Source organism: Herbaspirillum sp. meg3 (assembly GCF_002257565.1).
Classification (GTDB): domain Bacteria; phylum Pseudomonadota; class Gammaproteobacteria; order Burkholderiales; family Burkholderiaceae_D; genus Herbaspirillum.
Genome location: NZ_CP022736.1, coordinates 3,145,309 through 3,164,103, shown reverse-complemented (window position 1 = coordinate 3,164,103; position 18,795 = coordinate 3,145,309). Strand labels below are relative to the sequence as shown.

Annotated in this window: 17 protein-coding genes; 14 read left to right on the top strand and 3 right to left on the bottom strand. The window is 58.4% G+C overall.

Translation table 11 applies throughout. The annotated features are described in order from the left end of the window. The first annotated feature begins 19 nt into the window (after positions 1-19). The 4 genes from hmeg3_RS14170 to hmeg3_RS14155 all read left to right on the top strand — a co-directional run bounded on the left by hmeg3_RS14170 (position 20) and on the right by hmeg3_RS14155 (position 4,785). Positions 20-1,048, top strand: coding sequence for an ABC transporter ATP-binding protein (locus tag hmeg3_RS14170; RefSeq protein ID WP_094564293.1), 1,029 nt, complete (start codon positions 20-22; stop codon positions 1,046-1,048). Further along, the gene (locus hmeg3_RS14165) at positions 1,045-2,043 is read left to right on the top strand and encodes an ABC transporter ATP-binding protein (protein ID WP_304441831.1); all 999 of its coding nucleotides are present in this window, start codon (positions 1,045-1,047) and stop codon (positions 2,041-2,043) included. The genes hmeg3_RS14170 and hmeg3_RS14165 overlap by 4 nt, the downstream gene beginning before the upstream one ends. A gap of 122 nt (positions 2,044-2,165) precedes the next feature. Further along, on the top strand, positions 2,166-4,502 hold the full coding sequence (locus hmeg3_RS14160; protein WP_094564292.1) for an FdhF/YdeP family oxidoreductase: 2,337 nt from the start codon (positions 2,166-2,168) through the stop codon (positions 4,500-4,502). Positions 4,503-4,524: 22 nt separating this feature from the next. Further along, a complete protein-coding gene (locus hmeg3_RS14155; protein ID WP_094564291.1) occupies positions 4,525-4,785 on the top strand; it encodes a helix-turn-helix domain-containing protein in 261 nt (86 codons plus the stop codon). 17 nt (positions 4,786-4,802) lie between these two features. Here the strand turns inward: hmeg3_RS14155 and hmeg3_RS14150 are convergent, their stop codons facing one another. Beyond that, positions 4,803-6,260: a PLP-dependent aminotransferase family protein gene (locus hmeg3_RS14150; protein WP_094564290.1), complete on the bottom strand. Its 1,458-nt coding sequence runs from the start codon at positions 6,258-6,260 to the stop codon at positions 4,803-4,805. 69 nt (positions 6,261-6,329) lie between these two features. Between hmeg3_RS14150 and hmeg3_RS14145 the strand changes: the two genes are divergently transcribed. The 8 genes from hmeg3_RS14145 to hmeg3_RS14110 all read left to right on the top strand — a co-directional run bounded on the left by hmeg3_RS14145 (position 6,330) and on the right by hmeg3_RS14110 (position 14,628). Continuing rightward, positions 6,330-6,998: a glutathione S-transferase gene (locus hmeg3_RS14145; protein WP_094564289.1), complete on the top strand. Its 669-nt coding sequence runs from the start codon at positions 6,330-6,332 to the stop codon at positions 6,996-6,998. 324 nt (positions 6,999-7,322) lie between these two features. Further along, complete coding sequence (locus hmeg3_RS14140) at positions 7,323-7,940, top strand: PepSY-associated TM helix domain-containing protein (protein ID WP_369828825.1); 618 nt, start codon at positions 7,323-7,325, stop codon at positions 7,938-7,940. A gap of 50 nt (positions 7,941-7,990) precedes the next feature. Continuing rightward, on the top strand, positions 7,991-8,527 hold the full coding sequence (locus tag hmeg3_RS14135; protein ID WP_094564287.1) for a DUF2271 domain-containing protein: 537 nt from the start codon (positions 7,991-7,993) through the stop codon (positions 8,525-8,527). Positions 8,528-8,541: 14 nt separating this feature from the next. Continuing rightward, on the top strand, positions 8,542-9,360 hold the full coding sequence (locus hmeg3_RS14130) for a DUF4198 domain-containing protein (RefSeq protein WP_094564286.1): 819 nt from the start codon (positions 8,542-8,544) through the stop codon (positions 9,358-9,360). 185 nt (positions 9,361-9,545) lie between these two features. After that, complete coding sequence (locus hmeg3_RS14125) at positions 9,546-10,553, top strand: FAD:protein FMN transferase (RefSeq protein WP_094564285.1); 1,008 nt, start codon at positions 9,546-9,548, stop codon at positions 10,551-10,553. After that, entirely contained in the window at positions 10,550-12,199 is a 1,650-nt protein-coding gene (locus tag hmeg3_RS14120; protein WP_094564284.1) for a sulfite reductase flavoprotein subunit alpha, read from the top strand. Before hmeg3_RS14125 ends, hmeg3_RS14120 begins: the two co-directional genes overlap by 4 nt. Before the next feature lie 118 nt (positions 12,200-12,317). After that, positions 12,318-13,634, top strand: coding sequence for a hemolysin family protein (locus hmeg3_RS14115; protein WP_198361704.1), 1,317 nt, complete (start codon positions 12,318-12,320; stop codon positions 13,632-13,634). A 238-nt stretch (positions 13,635-13,872) separates the two neighbouring features. Next, the gene (locus hmeg3_RS14110; protein WP_232511644.1) at positions 13,873-14,628 is read left to right on the top strand and encodes a DNA ligase; all 756 of its coding nucleotides are present in this window, start codon (positions 13,873-13,875) and stop codon (positions 14,626-14,628) included. A 23-nt stretch (positions 14,629-14,651) separates the two neighbouring features. Here hmeg3_RS14110 and hmeg3_RS14105 read toward each other — a convergent pair whose 3' ends face one another. Further along, entirely contained in the window at positions 14,652-15,101 is a 450-nt protein-coding gene (locus hmeg3_RS14105; protein WP_198361703.1) for a TM2 domain-containing protein, read from the bottom strand. 204 nt (positions 15,102-15,305) lie between these two features. Next, a complete protein-coding gene (locus tag hmeg3_RS14100) occupies positions 15,306-16,211 on the bottom strand; it encodes a DMT family transporter (protein WP_094564282.1) in 906 nt (301 codons plus the stop codon). 209 nt (positions 16,212-16,420) lie between these two features. Here hmeg3_RS14100 and hmeg3_RS14095 point away from each other — a divergent pair, with 209 nt between their 5' ends. Together hmeg3_RS14095 and hmeg3_RS14090 are read left to right on the top strand one after the other, a co-directional pair. Further along, entirely contained in the window at positions 16,421-17,185 is a 765-nt protein-coding gene (locus hmeg3_RS14095) for a helix-turn-helix transcriptional regulator (protein WP_094564281.1), read from the top strand. 269 nt (positions 17,186-17,454) lie between these two features. Next, positions 17,455-18,795, top strand: coding sequence for an MFS transporter (locus tag hmeg3_RS14090; RefSeq protein WP_232512009.1), 1,341 nt, complete (start codon positions 17,455-17,457; stop codon positions 18,793-18,795).

Genomic DNA, 18,795 nt, shown 5'->3' with positions numbered 1-18,795 from the left:
AGCAAAGAGAGTACAGAACATGCAAGAACAGAGAGTCCAACCAGGGACGCCGCTGCTGGAAGTCGACAACCTGCAGACACATTTTTTCACTGAGCAGGGCACCGTGAAGTCGGTTGATGGTGTGAGCTTCACCGTCAATGCCGGCGAGACGCTGGCGGTAGTCGGCGAGTCCGGTTCCGGCAAGTCGGTGACCAGTTTGTCCATCATGGGTTTGATCCCGGCCGATGCCGGCCGCGTGGTCGGCGGCAGCATCCGCTTCAAGCGCCGCGATGGAGAAACGGTCGACCTCACGCGCCTGCCGCAACGCAGCCTGCGCCAGTTGCGCGGCAATGAAATCGCGATGGTGTTTCAGGAGCCGATGACCAGTCTGAATCCGGTCTTCACGCTTGGTGACCAGATTGCTGAAAGCGTGCGCCTGCATCTGGGCAAGAGCCACAAGGACGCGATGATCCATGCACAGCGCATGCTGGAGCTGGTCGAGATTCCCGCTACGGCGCGCCGCTTGTATGAATATCCGCATCAGTTGTCGGGCGGCATGCGCCAACGCGTGATGATCGCGCTGGCCTTGTCGTGCAATCCTTCGCTGCTGATTGCTGATGAGCCGACCACGGCACTGGACGTGACGATTCAGGCGCAGATTCTGGCGTTGCTGCAAAAACTGCAGCGTGAAACCGGCACCGGCATTTTGTTCATCACCCACAACCTCGGCGTGGTGGCGGAGATCGCCGACCGCGTCGCCGTGATGTATGCCGGCCGCATGGTGGAGCAGGGCAGCGTGCCGCAGATTTTTGACAACCCGCAGCATCCTTACACAGCCGGTCTGCTCAATTGTCTGCCGGGGCGCAGCAAGAATCACGCTGTTGCCGGCGAGCGTCCGCGGCTGGCGGCGATTCCCGGTCAGGTCGCCAGTCCGCTGGCGCCGCCGCCGGGGTGCGCTTTTGAGCCGCGTTGCAGCCATGCCTCGGATGCCTGCCGTGTCGCCATGCCATCGCTGACGCTGGGCGATGACGGTCACAATGTCCGCTGTGTTTTGAGGAAGCCGGTATGAGCACGATGAATACGAACGGGACCAACACCACGCCGCTGGTCGAAGTGCGCCATCTGAAAAAATACTTCAGCGGCAAGCAAAAAGACGCGCCCATCCGCGCCGTCGACGATGTCAGTTTTTCCATCATGCCGTGCGAAGTGCTTGGGCTGGTCGGCGAATCCGGCTCGGGCAAGAGCACCGTCGGCCGTACCTTGCTGCGCCTGATGGAAAGCAGCGGCGGCGAGATCCGTTATCAGGGCGAAGACATCTCCAACCTGTCGGCTTCGCGCATGCGCGCTTTGCGCCGCGAAATGCAGATCATCTTTCAGGACCCGTATGCCAGCCTGAACCCGCGTCAACGCGTACGCGACATCATAGGCGAAGCGCTCGATACCCACGGCCTGCATCGCGGCGAAGCGCGCGCCACGCGCATTGCCGAGCTGTTGCAACTGGTGGGTCTGCGCGCCGAGCACGGTGCGCGCTATCCGCATGAGTTTTCCGGTGGTCAGCGCCAGCGTATCGGCATCGCCCGTGCGTTGGCGGTGGAACCGCGTTTCATCGTCGCTGACGAGCCGGTGTCGGCGCTGGATGTGTCGATTCAGGCGCAGGTGATCAATCTGCTGCAAGATCTGCGTCAGCGCTTCAATCTGGCGATGTTGTTCATTTCACATGATCTCGATGTGGTCGAATACATCTGCGACCGCGTGGTGGTGCTGTATCTGGGCAAAGTCATGGAGATCGCGCCGGCGTCAGCCTTGTTCGAAAAGCCCTTGCATCCCTATTCACAGGCCTTGCTGGCGGCTTCTCCCAAGCCGGAGTCGGATGCGCGGGAGCAAGCTAAGAATCGCCGCACCCTGCAGGGTGACTTGCCCAGCCCGGCCAATCCGCCGTCGGGATGTGTATTTCGCACGCGCTGCCCTTATGCGCAGGAAGCCTGTGCGGCAACGGTTCCAGAGCTGAAGGAAGTCGCGCCGGGCCGCTGGCGTGCCTGTATCCGCGACGACGTACTGTTGTAGGAAGAAAAGGAGTGTAGCGCTGCGCCTGCTGTACTCCTTTTTTAGCTGCTTGACTGTGTACGCCACGACCACCGGCAGCAGGTAGACTCTCCATCATCTGAAATTGTATTGGTGGAGCAAAAATGGCGAAGGCAGGCAAGGCAAAGATCGAGACCTATAACAACCCCGCAGGTGGTTGGGGCGCGCTTAAGTACGTGGCGCTGAATCTGGTCAAGGAGCACGTGGCTGACGGCAAGGGCTTGCGCACGCTGCTGTCGCAAAACCAGCCGGATGGCTTCGACTGCCCCGGCTGCGCCTGGCCGGATCGCGAACACACCTCCACCTTTGAATTCTGCGAAAACGGTGTCAAGGCGGTGGCGGCGGAAGCTACCAAGAAGCGCGTGACCAACGATTTCTTCGCCCGGCACACGGTTGCCGAGCTGATGGAGCAGTCTGATTACGAGCTGGAAGATCATGGCCGCCTGACTGCGCCGATGGTCTATGACGCCGTCAGCGACAAGTACGTGCCGATAGCCTGGGATCAGGCTTTTGATCTCATCAGCCGCCATCTCAATGCGCTGCCTGATCCGAACATGGCCGACTTCTACGTCTCCGGCCGCGCCAGCAACGAAGCCGCCTTCCTGTTCCAGCTGTTTGTCCGCCAATACGGCACCAACAATTTCCCCGACTGTTCCAACATGTGCCACGAGCCCACCAGCGTCGGCCTGCCGGTTACCGTCGGCGTGGGCAAGGGCACCGTGCTGCTGGACGACTTTGACCTGTGCGACACCTTGTTGCTGTTCGGTCAAAATCCGGCCACGAACCATCCGCGCATGATGGGTGAGTTACGTGAGGCCTCTAAGCGCGGCGTTGCCATTGTCGCCATCAACCCGCTCAAGGAGCGCGGTCTGGAGCGCTTCGCAGATCCACAAAGCAAAATTGAAATGCTGACCATGGGCAGCACCCAGATCAGCTCGATGTTCATTCACCCGACGCTGGGCGGCGATCTGGCGCTGATCAAGGGCGTCATCAAACGCACGATTGAGTTGGACGACGAAGCCTTGCTGAAGGGGACGGAGCGCGTTCTCGATGTGAAATTCATCGAGGAACATACTTCCGGTTTCGAGGAGTTTGCTGCTGATGCGCGCGCCGAAAGCTGGACTGACATCATCGGCGAATCCGGCGTGTCGCGCGAAGATATCGAAAAGCTGGCGCAAGTCTATGTCAAGGGTAAAGCAGTCATCGCCACCTGGGGCATGGGCCTGACGCAGCACAAACATGCGGTCGGCACGATTCAATTGCTGTCCAACATGATGATGCTGCGCGGTAATATCGGTCGTCCAGGTGCAGGCTTGTGCCCGGTGCGCGGCCACTCCAATGTGCAGGGTGACCGTACGGTCGGCATCGATGAAAAGCCGACTGACGCCTTCCTTGATCGTCTGGAGCAGGTGTTTGAATTCAAGGCGCCGCGTCACCACGGCAATGACACCGTGGGTTCCGTGATGGCGATGCTGGAAGGCCGTACCAAGGTCTTTATCGGACTGGGCGGCAACTTTGCCATGGCCACACCGGATACGCCGCGCACGTTTGACGCGATGCGTTCGTGCAACCTGACTGTCCACATCACCACCAAGCTTAACCGCAGTCATCTGGTGCACGGCAAGGACGCGCTGATCCTGCCGACGCTGGGCCGTACCGAGATCGATATGCAAGCCGGCGGCGCGCAAGGCGTGACGGTGGAAGATTCGATGAGCATGGTCCACGTCTCTTACGGGATCAACAAGCCGGCGTCGGAAAACTGCATGTCGGAAACCGCCATCGTTGCGCACATCGCCGAAGCCACAATGAAACATCGCAACAACGGCAAGAAGATCGATTGGCTCTGGTACGCCGAAGACTATTCGCGCATCCGCAACGCCATCGAAAAGGTCTACGACTCCTTCAAGGACTACAACCAGCGCATCGCCAACCCGGGCGGCTTCCATCTGGGCGTCGCCTCGCGTGAGCGCGTCTGGAAGACCAGCACCGGCAAGGCCAATTTCGTGGTCAACGCGATTCCGCTGGATACGCCTATCCATCGTGCGCGCAAAATGTACGGCGAGAAGCTGATGACGCTCATGACTACGCGTTCGCACGATCAGTACAACACCACCATCTACGGCATGGACGACCGCTATCGCGGCGTGTTCGGCCAGCGTCGCGTGATCTTCATCAACAAGCAGGATCTGGATGTGCTGGGTCTGAAGGACGGCGAATGGGTTGATGTTGTCAGCGTCTGGGACGATGGCATCGAACGCCGCGCCGACGGTTTCCTGCTGGTGGAGTATGACATCCCGCGTGGTTGCATCGGCAGCTACTATCCCGAGACCAATCCGCTGGTGCCGCTGGAGAGCTTCGCCGACAAGGCGCGCACGCCGACGTCGAAATCGATTCCGGTGCTGCTGCATCGCGCTGCTGTACAGCACGCGAAGGCGGCTTAAGAGCGTAACCGAGAGCATCCCTATGGACGACGCACACGATTCGTTGCAGGATCAGCTTCCTCCGGAACTGATCCGTATTCTGGATGAGCTGTACCAGGAGTATCAGCGCAGCCAGGCGCCGCTGTCGCTGGCGCGTCTGTCCAAACGCACCGAACTGCGCATGAGTACCTTGCGGCGGTTTTTGACGGCGTTGGAAGAGGCGGGGATTGCCACCGTCGTGGTCAACGACGATGGCACGGGCAACGCCATACTGACGGCTGCCGGGCTCAAGCTGCACGGCTGAGCTTGAGCTGACGAATGTTAGCTGAGTTCGGCGACAATCTTGGCAATCGTCTTCAAGGCTTTTTCAATCTCTTTCGACCATGTATAGCTGTAGTTCAGCCGGATGTAATGGCTGTAGCGATTGGTCGCCGCAAAGATGCGTCCCGGTGCGATCGTGATGCCCAGCACCAGGCAGCGCCGGTACAACTCCATCGCATCCACGCGTGGCGGCAGCTCGATCCACAGGATGTAGCCGCCCGCCGGTTCCGACACGCGTGTCCCTTCAGGAAAAAATCGCAATACGAAATGCCGCATCAGATCGCGCTGTTGCAGCAGGCCGCGCCGTACCCGGCGCAGATGGCGCTCGAAGCCGCCCTGCGTCAGATATTCGGCAATCGCACGTTGTGGAATCGTCGGCGTTGCCAATGTGTTGAGGAATTTCAACTTCTCTACCTGAGAGCGGTAACGGCCCGGAATCGCCCAGCCCACGCGATACGCCGAGGTCAGGCTCTTGGAGAAGGACGAGCAGTGCAGCACCAGACCGTCGCGGTCGTACGTCTTGAGCGAGGTCGGATGCGCGGCGCCGTAGAACAGTTCACTGTAGACCGCATCCTCGATCAGCGGCATGTCGTATTGATGGGCCAGATCGACCAATCGCTGCTTGTGCGCGTCCGGCATCATCGAACCGAGCGGATTCTGGAAGTTCGGCATCACCATGCAGGCGGCGATCTTCTGCGTTTGCAGCAAGGCTTCGAGCGCATCCATATCGAGGCCGGTCAACGGATCAGTGGGGATCTCGACGGCGCGCATGCCCATGCGTTCGATCGCGTGCAGCATGGCGTAGAAGGTTGGCGTTTCCACCGCGATCGTGTCGCCGGGCTGGGCTACTGCTTGCAGGCAGAGATTGATCGCTTCGGTTGCGCCGACGGTGATGATGATGTCCTCGGGACCGACATTGAGGCCGGTTTCCAGATAGCGTCGCGCGATCTGGCGCAGCAGGTCAGGATGACCCGGCGGCAGATCGGTGAAGACGCTGAAGCTGTCGCTGTTGCGCGTGATACGGCTTGCGTACTGGCCGATACGCTGCGAAGGGAACAGTGCCGGATTCGGATAGGGCGAGCCGAGCGGAATAGTGCCGTCTTGCTGGATGGTCTTCAGCGTGGCCAGCACCAGCCGGCTGACGTCGACCTCATGCGGCTGCTGGGTGGCCGGATGCGTGGGCGGCAGCAGCGTGCTTGCCGTGGGCGCTGACGCCGATGCGGCCGTCTTGCGCACAAAATAACCTGATTGCGGATGACTCTCGATGATGCCGCGGCTTTCGAGCAGCTCGTAGGCACGTACGACCGTGGTGACGCTGACGTTGTGCTGCTGGCTGGCGGCGCGCACTGATGTCACGCGTTCGCCCGGCTGCAGGACACCGGCGTGAATGGACGCCGCCAGTTCATCGGCGAATTTTTTGTAGAGCGGGACTTGGGGCGTAGAGGTTGTACGGGCCATACTTTATTGTTCTGCTTTATTCTGCTGTTAGAGTAGCGCAGCTACGCATTCTACAGAAAGGCGCAATACATGATCACTGTCCATCATCTGAACAATTCCCGCTCGCAGCGCGTGCTATGGCTGCTGGAAGAGCTGGGACTTGAGTACGACATCAAGTTTTATCAGCGCGACCCCAAGACCATGCTGGCCCCGCAGTCACTGCGCGACGTCCATCCACTGGGTAAATCGCCGGTAATTACCGACGGCGACCTGACGATTGCCGAGTCCGGCGCGATTGTCGAATATCTGGTCGAACGCTACGGTAACGGTAAATTCATCCCCGAAGCAGGCACCCCGGAGCGGCTGCGCTATCGCTATTGGCTGCACTATGCCGAAGGATCGGCGATGCCGCTGTTGCTGATGAAGCTGATCTTCAGCCGCCTGCCGAAATCGGTGCCGGGCCTGATCCGGCCGGTTGCCCGCCTGATCTGCAACGGCGTGCTGGGCAAGATGGTGGATCCGCAACTCAAGCGCCATCTGCAATATCTGGAAGGCGAACTGTCCAAAAGCACCTGGTTTGCCGGCAATGCCTTCTCGGCCGCTGACATCCAGATGAGCTTTCCGGTAGAAGGCGCACGTTCGCGGGGCGGCTTGGATGGGCATTATCCGAATCTGCTCAAATATCTCGAAGCGATCCATGGGCGTCCAGCCTATCAGCGCGCACTGGAGCGGGGTGGCCCTTATGAGCTGCTGCGCTGAGACGGCCATGATTTGAGCTGCCAGCAGCTCGGGTTGTATTTGCAGGATTGAAAGAGAATCGCCGGGCATTTGCCGCGGCGATTTTTTTTGTTTCATGTCAAAAACTTGTCGTTGTTTCAATCATTTGGTTCGTCAAAGTTCTGTGAAGGTGCAAAAAATATGCGCTCGTATCGTTTTGCAGCCTTATGTATCGCAAAGTAAATCTGGAAGAAAGGCTGCATTTTTTCCTTCTGCTGAAGTTATAATTGAGAATTATTATTATTTAGATTGGCCCTCCAAGGCCATCATCAGTGGAACATGAGGGAAGCTGCCGTCGCCGCAAACATGCCAAAACAGCAACGCCGTTCGTTTTGGCTCAAGCATTTGCATCAGTGGCACTGGATCAGTTCGGCCATCTGCCTGATCGCCATGCTGCTGTTCGCTGCTACCGGTCTGACGCTGAATCATTCTGCGCAAATCGAGGCGCATCCGCAGGTGACGAGCAAGCAGGCGCAGTTGTCCAAGGACTTGCTGGCACAACTGACGGTAGAAGAACACAAGGACAAGGATGCCTTGCCGACAGCACTGAAGACCTGGCTCGACAAGCAATTGTCCGTGTCCATCGACCAGCAAACCGGAGAGTGGTCGGCCGATGAGCTGTACGTCTCGCTACCACGTCCGGGCGGCGATGCCTGGGTGCGCGTCGATCTCGGCAACGGCAAGGTCGAGTATGAAAAAACCGATCGCGGCTGGGTTTCCTATTTCAACGATTTGCACAAAGGCCGCAATACCGGCACGGCGTGGAGCTGGTTCATCGACATTTTTGCGGTGGCGTGTCTGGTGTTCTGCATCACGGGGATGTTCCTGCTGCAACTGCATGCAGGCAATCGTCCGGTGACCTGGCCGCTGGTGGGTCTCGGACTGGTGGTGCCGCTGGTGCTGGCGATCATTTTCATCCACTGATTTTTCCTGGTTTTTCTATTCTTTTTTCTTCACAAGCGAGGTTGATTCATATGCGCGTGCTGGTTCCTGGTCTGTTGCCGACAACGTTGTCGGCTGCCTTGATGGGCGTGGTGTCATTGCCGGTGGTTGCGGCAGACATGAATGTCAAAGTCGAAATCCCGCGATTGAACGTGGCTGAATATCACCGTCCTTACGTTGCGGTGTGGCTGGAGCGTCCCGATCAAAGCGTCGCGGCGACGCTCGCAGTCTGGTATGACACCAAGAAGAAAGACAAGGAAGGCGAGAAGTGGCTCAAGGATTTGCGTCAATGGTGGCGCCGTGCCGGCCGTGACGTCCATATGCCTGTAGACGGCGTGAGCGGTGCGACGCGTCCTGCAGGCGATCAACAGTTAACGTTCAGCAGCGACAAAGGTCCGTTGGCGCAGTTGCCTGCCGGCGACTACATCCTGATGGTCGAAGCAGCTCGTGAAGTCGGTGGCCGCGAAGTGGTCAAGGTGCCGCTGCAATGGCCTCCGAAGGTTGGACAAAATGCCAAGGGCAAGGGCGAATCCGAACTGGGCGCCATCACGCTGGACTTCAAACCGTAATTGGAAGGAACAACATGAAACGCGCATTCAAAATCGCCGCGCTGGCGATGACCCTGGCGATTGGCTTGCCGCTGTCGGCCAACGCGCATCGCACCTGGCTGTTGCCGGCATCGACAGTTCTGTCGGGTAATGATCCCTGGGTCACGGTCGATGCTGCCGTGTCCAACGACCTGTTCTTCTTCGAAAGTTTTGCGCTGAAACTGGATGGCCTGCAAGTCACCGCGCCGGACGGCACTTTCGCCAAGCCTGAGAACGCCTACACCGGCAAATTCCGCACCAGTTTCGACGTGCATCTGACGCAAAGCGGCACCTACAAGATTGCCGTCATCAGCATGGGATTGTTCGGCAGCTACAAGGATGCCGCCGGCCAGACCAAGCGCTGGCGCGGTACCGCCGAGGCGATGGCAAAGGAAATTCCGGCCGATGCCAAGGATCTGCAAGTCACGCAGATGCAAGGCCGCATTGAGACCTTCGTCACCGCCGGCAAGCCGTCAAAGAAGGTGCTGGAAACAACAGGCTCAGGTCTGGAGCTGCAAGCGATCACGCATCCGACGGATCTGATCGCCGGTGAGACGGCGAGCTTCCGCATGCTGCTCGACGGCAAACCTGCCGCCAACGTCAAGGTGACGGTGGTGCCGGGCGGCACGCGCTATCGCGACAAGCTTAATGAAATGACGCCGACGACTGATACTGACGGCAAGTTCAGCGTGACCTGGCCTTCGGCCGGCATGTACTGGATGGAAGCGACAGTCAAGGACAACAAGCCGAACCTGAAACCGGCCACTGATCGTCGCGCCAATTACACCGCTACGCTGGAAGTGTTGGCGCCTTAAGAACTTGTTCTGAGCTGTGCTTCCGCATGGCAGGCAGCTTATCCGGTAAGTCAATCGGGTAACTTGTCGTTGCAGGTGTATCAGGCGTTCGCCGTACCGGCGGCGAACGCTGTTTTTACAGGCTGTCATTCGACGGCTATCTTTTGTTCTCTTGATTTCTATCCGGAAAAATTGCTTGTGCCGTCATGAATCGCGTCTTTATCCCGCTGAACCTCGCTCAACCTGATCCCGTTCCGGCCGATGCCGTTGTCGACAGCCTGTCCGGGCTGACGATGGGCACGTCCTGGTCGGTCAGGCTGATCCGGCCTGAAGGCAGCAGTCAGGAGGCGATTCAGGAGGGCATACAACGGCAACTCGACCTGGTCGTTGCGCAGATGAGCACATGGAGCGAGGACTCCGACCTGAGCCGCTACAACCACGCAGCTGCCGATAGCTGGCATGTGTTGCCTGAACACTTTATGAAGGTGCTCGACTGCGCGCTTGCGGTCGCCGAGCGCAGTGGCGGCGCGTATGACCCGAGTGTCGGCCCGCTGGTCAATCTGTGGGGCTTTGGTCCCGATCCCAAACGCGCGGATCGGCCGGACGAAGCGGCCATCGCACGTGAACGTCAGCGTTGCGGCTGGCAGCGCATCCGCATTGATCGCACCCGTCATGCCTTGCTGCAACCGGGTGGCCTGTATCTGGATTTTTCTTCCATCGCCAAAGGCTACGGCGTCGACCTGGTTGCCGCTTATTTGCGCAGCATCGGCGCAGTCAGTTATCTGGTGGAAGTCGGTGGTGAGTTGTACGGGCAGGGCGTCAAGGCCGATGGTCAACCGTGGTGGGTCGGCATGGAACATCCTCCGGCGACATCCGACACGCATGAACAGGTGCAGAGCATTGCGGCCTTGCATGGCGTGGCGCTGGCAACTTCCGGCGACTATCGGCGTTATTTTGAAGATGACGATCGCCGCTACTCGCACACCATCGACCCGCGGTCGGCCCAACCCGTTGCCCATGCTTTGGCATCCGTCGCCGTGCTGCATGCCGACTGTATGACTGCAGATGCCTGGGCCACGGCATTGATGGTGCTTGGCGATGAAGAGGGGCTCGCGCTGGCGCTTGGCAACGGCCTGGCGGCTCTGTTCGTCAGCCGTGATGGCAACGGCTTCCGCGAGCGACTTACCCCAGCGATGCAGGCGATGTTGGGATGAGCAAACCAGTGCACACGCAATTCACACAATTCATACCCGGCCCCGGGCTGGTCGGCTTGGCTTGCGCCGTCTGCGCGACGATTGCTATCGGCCAGATGCAATTGCTGGACGGCGCCACCGGACGCTTGTTCGTGGCGGCGCTGGTGCTGCTGTTTTACATGGTGTTCTGCTTCGTCATTTTCGTCGGCTATCGCCGCAAGCAGCAGGCTGCGTTGGCGTGGCAGAACAGTGATGCTAGCCAGGCAGGTGAGGCGTCAAAAGAGATGTTGATCGCCTTCGCCAGTCAGACCGGCTTTGCCGAGCAAATCGCACAACAGACGGCGCAAGCCTTGAAAGATGCCGGCATGCAGATCCGTGCTTGCAGCCTCGCGCAACTTGATCTGGCGCAATTGCAAGCGGCGCGCCGTGTGCTGTTCGTGGTCAGCACCACGGGCGAAGGCGACGCTCCCGACAGTGCGGCAGGGTTCGCGAGGAAGGTCATGGGGCAGGCGGCGACGCTGCCTGATTTGCACTACGGCGTGCTGGCGCTCGGTGATCGCAGTTATATGCAGTACTGCGCATTCGGCCATGCTCTGGACGCCTGGCTGCGCCACCACGGCGCGCACGCCCTGTTCGATATGGTCGAAGTGGATAACGGCGATCCGGGCGCTTTACGTCACTGGCAGCATCATCTTGGCGTGCTGAGTGGGCACACCGACATGGCGGACTGGAACGCGCCCGGTTACGAACGATGGATCTTGTCCGAACGCCGCCTGCTCAATCCCGGCAGCGCCGGCGGCGCGGTTTTTCATTTGTCTTTCAAGCCAGTTGATGCACAACAGGCACTGTCATGGCAAGCCGGCGACATCGCCGAAATCGGCCCACGCAACGATCCTGCCAAAGTACGTGCCTTGCTGGATGCCTTGCAACTGGATGGCAGCGCACCCGTGCAGGACGAAACGCTGAGCGATATCCTGGCACGCAGCCTGTTGCCGCACGATGCTGCGGGACTGGCGTCGTTGCAGGGAATGACGGCGCAAGCCCTGGTGGACAGTCTCAAACCGCTGCCACATCGCGAATACTCGATCGCCTCACTGCCGCAGGATGGCCGATTGGAACTGCTGGTGCGTCAGACGATTCTGCCGGACGGCAATCTGGGATTGGGATCGGGCTGGCTCACAGCGTATCTGGCCGAGCAGGGCGAACTCGATTTGCGCGTACGGCCGAATCGCGGTTTTCATCCGCCGGCCGACGATTGTCCGCTGATCCTGATCGGCAACGGCACCGGCCTTGCGGGTTTGCGCGCGCACATGAAGGCACGTATCGCTTTGGGCCGTCGCCGCAACTGGCTGCTATTCGGTGAACGTTCTGTGCAACACGATTTCTTCCATCGTACGGAAATTGAGCGATGGCAGGAGGATGGCATGCTGGCGCGCCTGGATCTGGCTTTCTCGCGTGATCAGGCGCAGCGCATCTATGTGCAGGACCGTCTGCGCGAAGCGGCGCACCTGCTGCAACAGTGGGTCGACGAGGGGGCCGCAATCTACGTCTGCGGGAGTCTGGATGGCATGGCGAGTGGCGTGGCAGAGGTGCTGAGCGGGATTCTGGGCGAGGAAGTGCTGGATAGCATGGCGGAGCAAGGCCGCTACCGCCGCGACGTCTATTGAGAGTCGTGAACAAAGCGCCGCTGGCTAAGCGCTTTGTTCACGACTCTGGGCCGCGGATTGTACTTTTCAGCTCCGACAGGAGAGAATAGGGACATAGTGACTTCAAGAGATAAGAAAAATGAGTTTTTTCGCCAGCTTTTTACTGATCCTCTTGCTCGTGGTCATCAGCGCATTTTTGTCTTGTGCAGAAATTTCTCTCGCCGCCTCGCGCAAAATCCGTCTCGAAATGCTCGCCAAGGAAGGTGACGCCAATGCCTTGCGCGTACTCGCCTTGCAGGCGCAGCCGGGCAATTTCTTCACCGTGGTCCAAATCGGCCTCAACGCTGTTGCTATTCTCGGCGGCGTGATCGGCGAGCCGGCGCTGACGCCGCACATGGTCAGTGCGGTGAGTACGGTGTATCAGGGGCCGTGGCTGGAGACGGTGAGTTTCTCGATTTCTTTCCTGTTGGTGACATCCTTCTTCATTTTGTTTGCCGACCTGATGCCCAAGCGACTGGCGATGCTGGCCCCTGAGCGCGCGGCGATCATGCTGGTCAGCCCGATGCTGTTCCTGGAGAGCGTATTCAAACCGCTGATCTGGCTGTTCAATGGCCTGTCGAAGCTGTTTTTCACCATGTTCGGTTTGCCGCAGGTGCGCCATGACGTCATCACGCCCAACGAAATCCATGCCATCGTCGATGCCGGCGCGCAGGCGGGTGCCTTGCTGCATCAGGAGCATCACCTGATCGAAAACGTGTTCGAGCTGGAAAGCCGTTACGTACCCTCGGCGATGACGCAGCGCGAGAGCATCGTCTATTTCCTCGTTACCGATACCGAAGAAATGCTGCGCCAGAAGATCATCGATCATCCGCATTCACGCTTCCTTGTGTGTGAAAACAATATCGACGACGTGCTCGGCTACATCGACAGCAAGGATGTGCTCAAGCGTCTGCTCAAGGGCGAGCAGTTTTCCTTGCGCGACAAGGGACTGATCCACGTGCCGCTGTCCATCCCCGACAGCCTCAATCTATGGGAAGTGCTGGAGCGCATGAAAGCGGTTGACGAAGACCTCGCCGTTGTCGTCAACGAATATGCACTGGTGGTCGGCATTATCAGCATCACCGACGTCACCAGCGTATTGATGGGCAATCTGCTGAACCTCTCCTCGGAAGAGCAGCAAATCGTCAAGCGTGACGAACATTCCTGGCTCATGGATGGTTTGACACCGCTGGCCGAGGTGATGAATGCGCTTTCCATCAGCGACTATCCGAATCCGATGGGATACGAAACATTGGCCGGTTTCATTATGTACATGCTGCGAAAAATTCCTAAGAAAACGGATTTTGCGTTGTTCGCCGACTATAAATTTGAAGTTGTCGACATCGAAGGTAATAGAATCAACCAACTCCTGGTGACACGATTCAAGCCGGAGAAAGTCGAAAAGCCCGAACAATAAAAGCGTAAAAAGAGACTCTGAAGATGGATTCTGAATACGCGCGGCATAGGCAATTCATCATCAACAGGGAGGGCTCGCAGGAGCTCATATGCATCACATGAAGTACCGCCGTGCACAAGCTTGTGCACGGTTTTCAGGATATATTCCGCGTCCGTTTTCTTTCCTCGTTTTTACATTCCTCTTCTTTATATTTTTCTCTGCCTGTCCCCGGCTGTCCGTAGCGGCGCGTGCGCCCGTCATGCTGGCCAATGTCTATCGACCGGGAATCGTCCTTGCGGATTATTGGGTTAGTGAAAAATACGATGGTGTGCGCGGCTATTGGGACGGACACCAGTTATTGACACGTGGCGGCGAAGTGATTCATGCGCCTGATTGGTTCGTCGCAGCCTGGCCGAAGATACCGATGGATGGTGAGCTGTGGGCCGGACGCGGACGGTTTTCGCATGCCGTATCGACAGTCCGGCAGCAACGTCCTGACGATGCAGCGTGGCGGCAGATGCGTTTCATGGTGTTTGATTTGCCGGGCCACAAAGGCCCCTTTGATGAACGTCTGCGGGAACTGCGTGCAACCGTGAAAAAGATAGCTCTGCCGTGGGTACAGCTGGTCGACCAGATCAAGGTGCCGACGCATGACGCCTTGCGGACGATGATGGAAAACATCGTCGCCCAAGGCGGCGAGGGACTTGTCCTGCATCGCGGTGCGTCGCTGTACCGTGCTGAGCGCAATGACGATCTGTTGAAATTCAAACCATATGACGACACCGAGGCGCGCGTCGTCGGCCATGTTCCGGGCAAGGGAAAATATCAGGGAATGGTGGGCGCCTTGCTGGTGGAAACACCGGAAGGAAAACGCTTCAAGCTTGGTAGCGGCATGACGGATGAGCAGCGGCGTCATGCGCCGGCGATCGGCAGTCTGGTGACCTACCGCTATCGCGGTGTCAACGATAGCGGTATTCCACGATTTGCCGTGTTTATGCGGGTGAGGGAAGAATGATTGTCTTCACTGATCAGGCGCAATCAGGATGATGAACCAGCAGCGTGGTTACGCTCCGAGATCTGCGTGTTGAGCGTCCAGAAGTCGTACAGTACGCCAAAACCGAAGACGCCAAAGGTCGCGAGCCAGATGATGCCGCTGAGCCATTTTCCCATGTACATGCGATGGATCCCGAAGAAACCGAGGAAGGTCAGCAGCAGCCACGCGACCGAATAATTGATGTTGCCGCCGTTGAAGCGCTGGTCGGCTTGTTTATCCATTCCGGGGATCAAGAACAGATCGATGATCCACCCGATGCCAAGCAAGCCCAGCGTAAAGAACCAGATGGTGCCGGTGATCGGTTTGCCGTAATAAAACCGGTGCGCGCCCGTAAAGCCGAAGATCCAGAGCAGGTAGCCAATAGTCTTGCTGTGCGTGTCATGGGGAAGCATGCCGGGACTTGCGCTGGTGGTGACGTCTGAACTCATATTCATGCAATTTCCTCGCAGTGAGATTGAAGGGGCGAACAGATGAATGGCCGGGCGATTGTACCCAGCTTGTCTGTCGCAGTCTTGTTTCTTTGGGAGGAAAAAGCGTGAATGGTTCCGGCAAACGCGCTCATGCGCCATCAGTTTGAAGCATGCTGCGGCGTATGAGGTGACCCAAAGAGGTGACGTAAAGACGGCATCAGTGATGCATCACCGATACCCCATGCGCGAGCCGGACAGCGGGCGTTGCACGATTTGCGTAAGCAGGACGCCGATCAGACTGATGCCGCCACCGATAAGGTGATAGGCATGCATGGATTCATGCAGCCACAGGATGGCGAACAGCGCCGTCAATACCGGGAGCAGATTGATGAAGATGCTGCAGCGATTCGGCCCGAGTTTTTTTACGCCTTCGATCCACAGGAAGGACAGCAGGATCGACGAGCCGATACCTGAATAGCCGATCAACGGCAATGTGCGTGCATCGAGTGCAGCGGTTCCGGCCGGCAGCAACAAGAATTGCGGCAGCATCAGTACGAGGGCGGCGATGGCTTGCATGTAAACCGCTTGCCAGACCGGTACGCTCATCTTCCATAAGCGCAGCAGCACGCCATACAAGGCATAGGACAAGGCCGCCAGCAGCATCAGCGCATCACCCAGATGCACGCCATCGCGCAATACGGCACCCATGTCGCCATGCCCGACCAGATACAGCAAACCGCTGAATGACAGCACGCCGCCCACGGCCATGCCGATGGTAATGGCTTCACCGAGTACGATCACGCTCAGCAGCGCCGTCAACAGAGGAATCAGCGCGGTGACGATTGCCATGTTGGTGGCGGTGGTGCTTTCCGCAGCGCGATAAGACAGGCTCTGGAACAGCGCCATGGCCAGCAGGCCGGAAAGGGCGAGTTGCCACCAATGACGGCGGATCTGTGCACGGTTGCGCCACAGCGGCCGCAGGATGAAAGGGCTCATCAACAGCAGCACGAGGATCAGGCGATAGAAGGTGATTGCCGTCGGCGAGATGGCGGAGGCTGCCATTTTCGACACAATCACATTGCCTGCCCACAGTACGATGGCGAGGAAGGGATAAAGATAGGAAGTCAGTGGCATGAATGTTCTCGTTAGTGTTGGTCGTATGTCGGCGATAAGGGAAATCAAGGAATAAAAGGACGCATTGGATGCGGAAGATGGCGCCTATCTTGCGCGGAATCGAAAAGTCGGTCGCGTGCTAACATGTCTTTGGTTATCGCAAAAGTGACAGTTCGCTTTTTCCGTTCGTATTTCCTGGTTTCTTCTGTTTTTTCTGTTCGCGCCGCCTTATGGACACCGCCAATTACCATCACCTGATCGATTCCAACGCGCCTGCCGCTGCGCTGGCGATCGACTATCCGCACGGGCATGTGATTGAACCGCATCGCCATGCCTATGCGCAGTTGCTGTATGCGATCGAAGGCGTGCTGGTCGTGGAGACGGTGGCAGGACGCTGGGTTGTTCCGCCGACGCGCGGCGTCTGGTTGCAGCCCGAAGTCGATCATCAGGTGCGCATGCGCGGCGACGTCAAAATGCGCACGGTGTTCGTCAACCTGCAGGAGTTGCCGAACCTGCCGCAGCAGAGTTGTGTGCTGGATATTCCGCCGTTGTTGCGTGAGCTGATCGTGGCGGCGGTCGGTATCGGTCCTGAGTTGAATGCCGATACACGCGACTGGCATTTGCTGCGTCTGCTGGTGCACGAATTGCGGTCGGTACCGGTATTGCCGTTGTACTTGCCGTTGCCGGTGGATGCAGGTCTGCGCAGGATTTGTGAAGCGTTGATGGCGCAACCGGATGAGACCGCGACGATCGATGCGCACGCGGAAGAATTGGGTATCGCCACGCGTACATTTCACCGCTTGTTCTTGCGTGAAACCGGCATGCGCTTCAGTCACTGGCGACAGCAGGCGAGGTTGTTGCTTGCCTTGGAAAATCTCGCCCGCGGCGACAAGATCATCGACGTGGCGCTCGACCATGGCTACACCAGTCAGAGCGCATTCGCGGCGATGTTCAAGAAGCACTTCGGCATGTCGCCAAGCCGTTTTTTTCGCTGACTTTTCGTTGATGTTTCAACTGCCGGCGGTGTGGTGTTTTAACGAAAATGTCGATGATTTGTCGGTAAAATTTCCTGTCCGCAACGCCGAAAGCGTAAGTGGTGTAAACTGGTCGAACCTTAGAAGGCTGTCAGAAGCGAGGCCGGTGCCCGTAAAGCAGTAACCAAGCCAGCCGAAACAGCCCGAACTCTTTCCAGTCGTACCGCATCAACGTGTCCCCCTCGCTTATCGTTCCGCTTATTGTTGGCTGCGCGCTGTTCATGGAAAACATGGACGTCACGGTCATCGCCACTTCCTTGCCAGCGCTGGCGCGCGACCTCGGACAGGACCCCATCACCCTTAAACTTGCCTTGACCTCTTATGTGGTCAGCCTTGGCGTGTTCATTCCGATTTCGGGCTGGGTGGCTGACCGGGTTGGTGCGAAGACAATTTTCCGTTCGGCGATGATCACCTTTATGGTGGGCTCCATCCTGTGTGCCTTGTCCAATACCTTGTTCACTTTCGTGGCTGCGCGTTTTTTGCAGGGAATCGGTGGCGCGATGATGGTGCCGGTGGGACGTATCATCATCGTCCGTTCGGTATCCAAGGCCGAGCTGGTCAAGGCCATCAGCTACCTCACCTTGCCGTCGCTCCTGGGGCCGGTGATCGGGCCGCCGCTGGGTGGTTTCATCACGACTTATTTTCACTGGCGCTGGATTTTCCTGATCAACATTCCGATGTGCATTCTCGGTCTGTATCTGGCCGGCCGCTATATCGAAAACTTCCGTGAGCCTGACGCGGCGCCGCTCGACATGAAGGGTTTCTTGCTGACCGCGTGCGGCGGCGGGGTAGCCATGTTGGGCTTCTCTTTGATCGGCAATCACCTGATCCCGCAAGAATGGCCGATCATCATGTGCGTGGTGGGATCGATTGCGCTGTACTTCTATTTCCGCCATGCGATGCGTGTCGAATATCCTCTGCTCGATTTGCGGTTGCTGAAGATTCCGACGCTGCGCGCCAGCGTGCTGGGTGGTTCCTTGTTTCGCGTTGGGCTGGGGGCGGTACCTTTTCTGCTGCCGCTGGCTTTGCAGGAGGGGTTGGGACTTAATCCGTTTGAAGCCGGCACGATTACGTGCGCCTCCGCATTCGGCGCCATGTTCATGAAGGCGCTGGCGTCGACGGTGTTGCGCCGCTATGGGTTCCGTACAGTGCTGATGTTCAATGCCGTGTTTGCCGGGATCGCGATTGCTTCCTACGGCTTGTTCACCTCGCACACGCCGTACCTGGTGATGCTGCTGTCGGTGCTGCTGGGTGGCTTTTTCCCTTCGCTGCAATTCACTTGCCTCAATTCGATCGCCTATGCGGACATCAGCAATCGTGACGCCGGTCGTGCGACCAGTCTTGCCAGCGTGGTGCAGCAATTGTCGCTCGGCATGGGCGTGACGATTGCGGGCCTGGTGCTGCAGATTTCCAATCATGTGCAAGGTCATGCCACCATCGTCGAAGCCGACTTCTGGCCGGCTTTCCTGGTCGTAGGATTGTTCTCGGTCGCATCGGTGCCGGTGACCCGTCGCTTGCCGCACAATGCCGGGCGCGAGCTGACGCACGGTAAAGCAGCGGCCGGCAAGTAG

Bases quoted from the DNA above. Each gene is read 5' to 3' on its own strand.
- hmeg3_RS14120 (WP_094564284.1), top strand. From the start codon at position 10,550: ATGAGCAAACCAGTGCACACGCAATTCACACAATTCATACCCGGCCCC.
- hmeg3_RS14170 (WP_094564293.1), top strand. From the start codon at position 20: ATGCAAGAACAGAGAGTCCAACCAGGGACGCCGCTGCTGGAAGTCGAC.
- hmeg3_RS14100 (WP_094564282.1), bottom strand. From the start codon at position 16,211: ATGCCACTGACTTCCTATCTTTATCCCTTCCTCGCCATCGTACTGTGG.
- hmeg3_RS14105 (WP_198361703.1), bottom strand. From the start codon at position 15,101: ATGAATATGAGTTCAGACGTCACCACCAGCGCAAGTCCCGGCATGCTT.
- hmeg3_RS14150 (WP_094564290.1), bottom strand. From the start codon at position 6,260: ATGGCCCGTACAACCTCTACGCCCCAAGTCCCGCTCTACAAAAAATTC.
- hmeg3_RS14110 (WP_232511644.1), top strand. From the start codon at position 13,873: ATGCTGGCCAATGTCTATCGACCGGGAATCGTCCTTGCGGATTATTGG.
- hmeg3_RS14130 (WP_094564286.1), top strand. From the start codon at position 8,542: ATGAAACGCGCATTCAAAATCGCCGCGCTGGCGATGACCCTGGCGATT.
- hmeg3_RS14115 (WP_198361704.1), top strand. From the start codon at position 12,318: ATGAGTTTTTTCGCCAGCTTTTTACTGATCCTCTTGCTCGTGGTCATC.
- hmeg3_RS14095 (WP_094564281.1), top strand. From the start codon at position 16,421: ATGGACACCGCCAATTACCATCACCTGATCGATTCCAACGCGCCTGCC.
- hmeg3_RS14145 (WP_094564289.1), top strand. From the start codon at position 6,330: ATGATCACTGTCCATCATCTGAACAATTCCCGCTCGCAGCGCGTGCTA.
- hmeg3_RS14155 (WP_094564291.1), top strand. From the start codon at position 4,525: ATGGACGACGCACACGATTCGTTGCAGGATCAGCTTCCTCCGGAACTG.
- hmeg3_RS14125 (WP_094564285.1), top strand. From the start codon at position 9,546: ATGAATCGCGTCTTTATCCCGCTGAACCTCGCTCAACCTGATCCCGTT.
- hmeg3_RS14090 (WP_232512009.1), top strand. From the start codon at position 17,455: ATGGACGTCACGGTCATCGCCACTTCCTTGCCAGCGCTGGCGCGCGAC.
- hmeg3_RS14165 (WP_304441831.1), top strand. From the start codon at position 1,045: ATGAGCACGATGAATACGAACGGGACCAACACCACGCCGCTGGTCGAA.
- hmeg3_RS14140 (WP_369828825.1), top strand. From the start codon at position 7,323: ATGCCAAAACAGCAACGCCGTTCGTTTTGGCTCAAGCATTTGCATCAG.
- hmeg3_RS14135 (WP_094564287.1), top strand. From the start codon at position 7,991: ATGCGCGTGCTGGTTCCTGGTCTGTTGCCGACAACGTTGTCGGCTGCC.
- hmeg3_RS14160 (WP_094564292.1), top strand. From the start codon at position 2,166: ATGGCGAAGGCAGGCAAGGCAAAGATCGAGACCTATAACAACCCCGCA.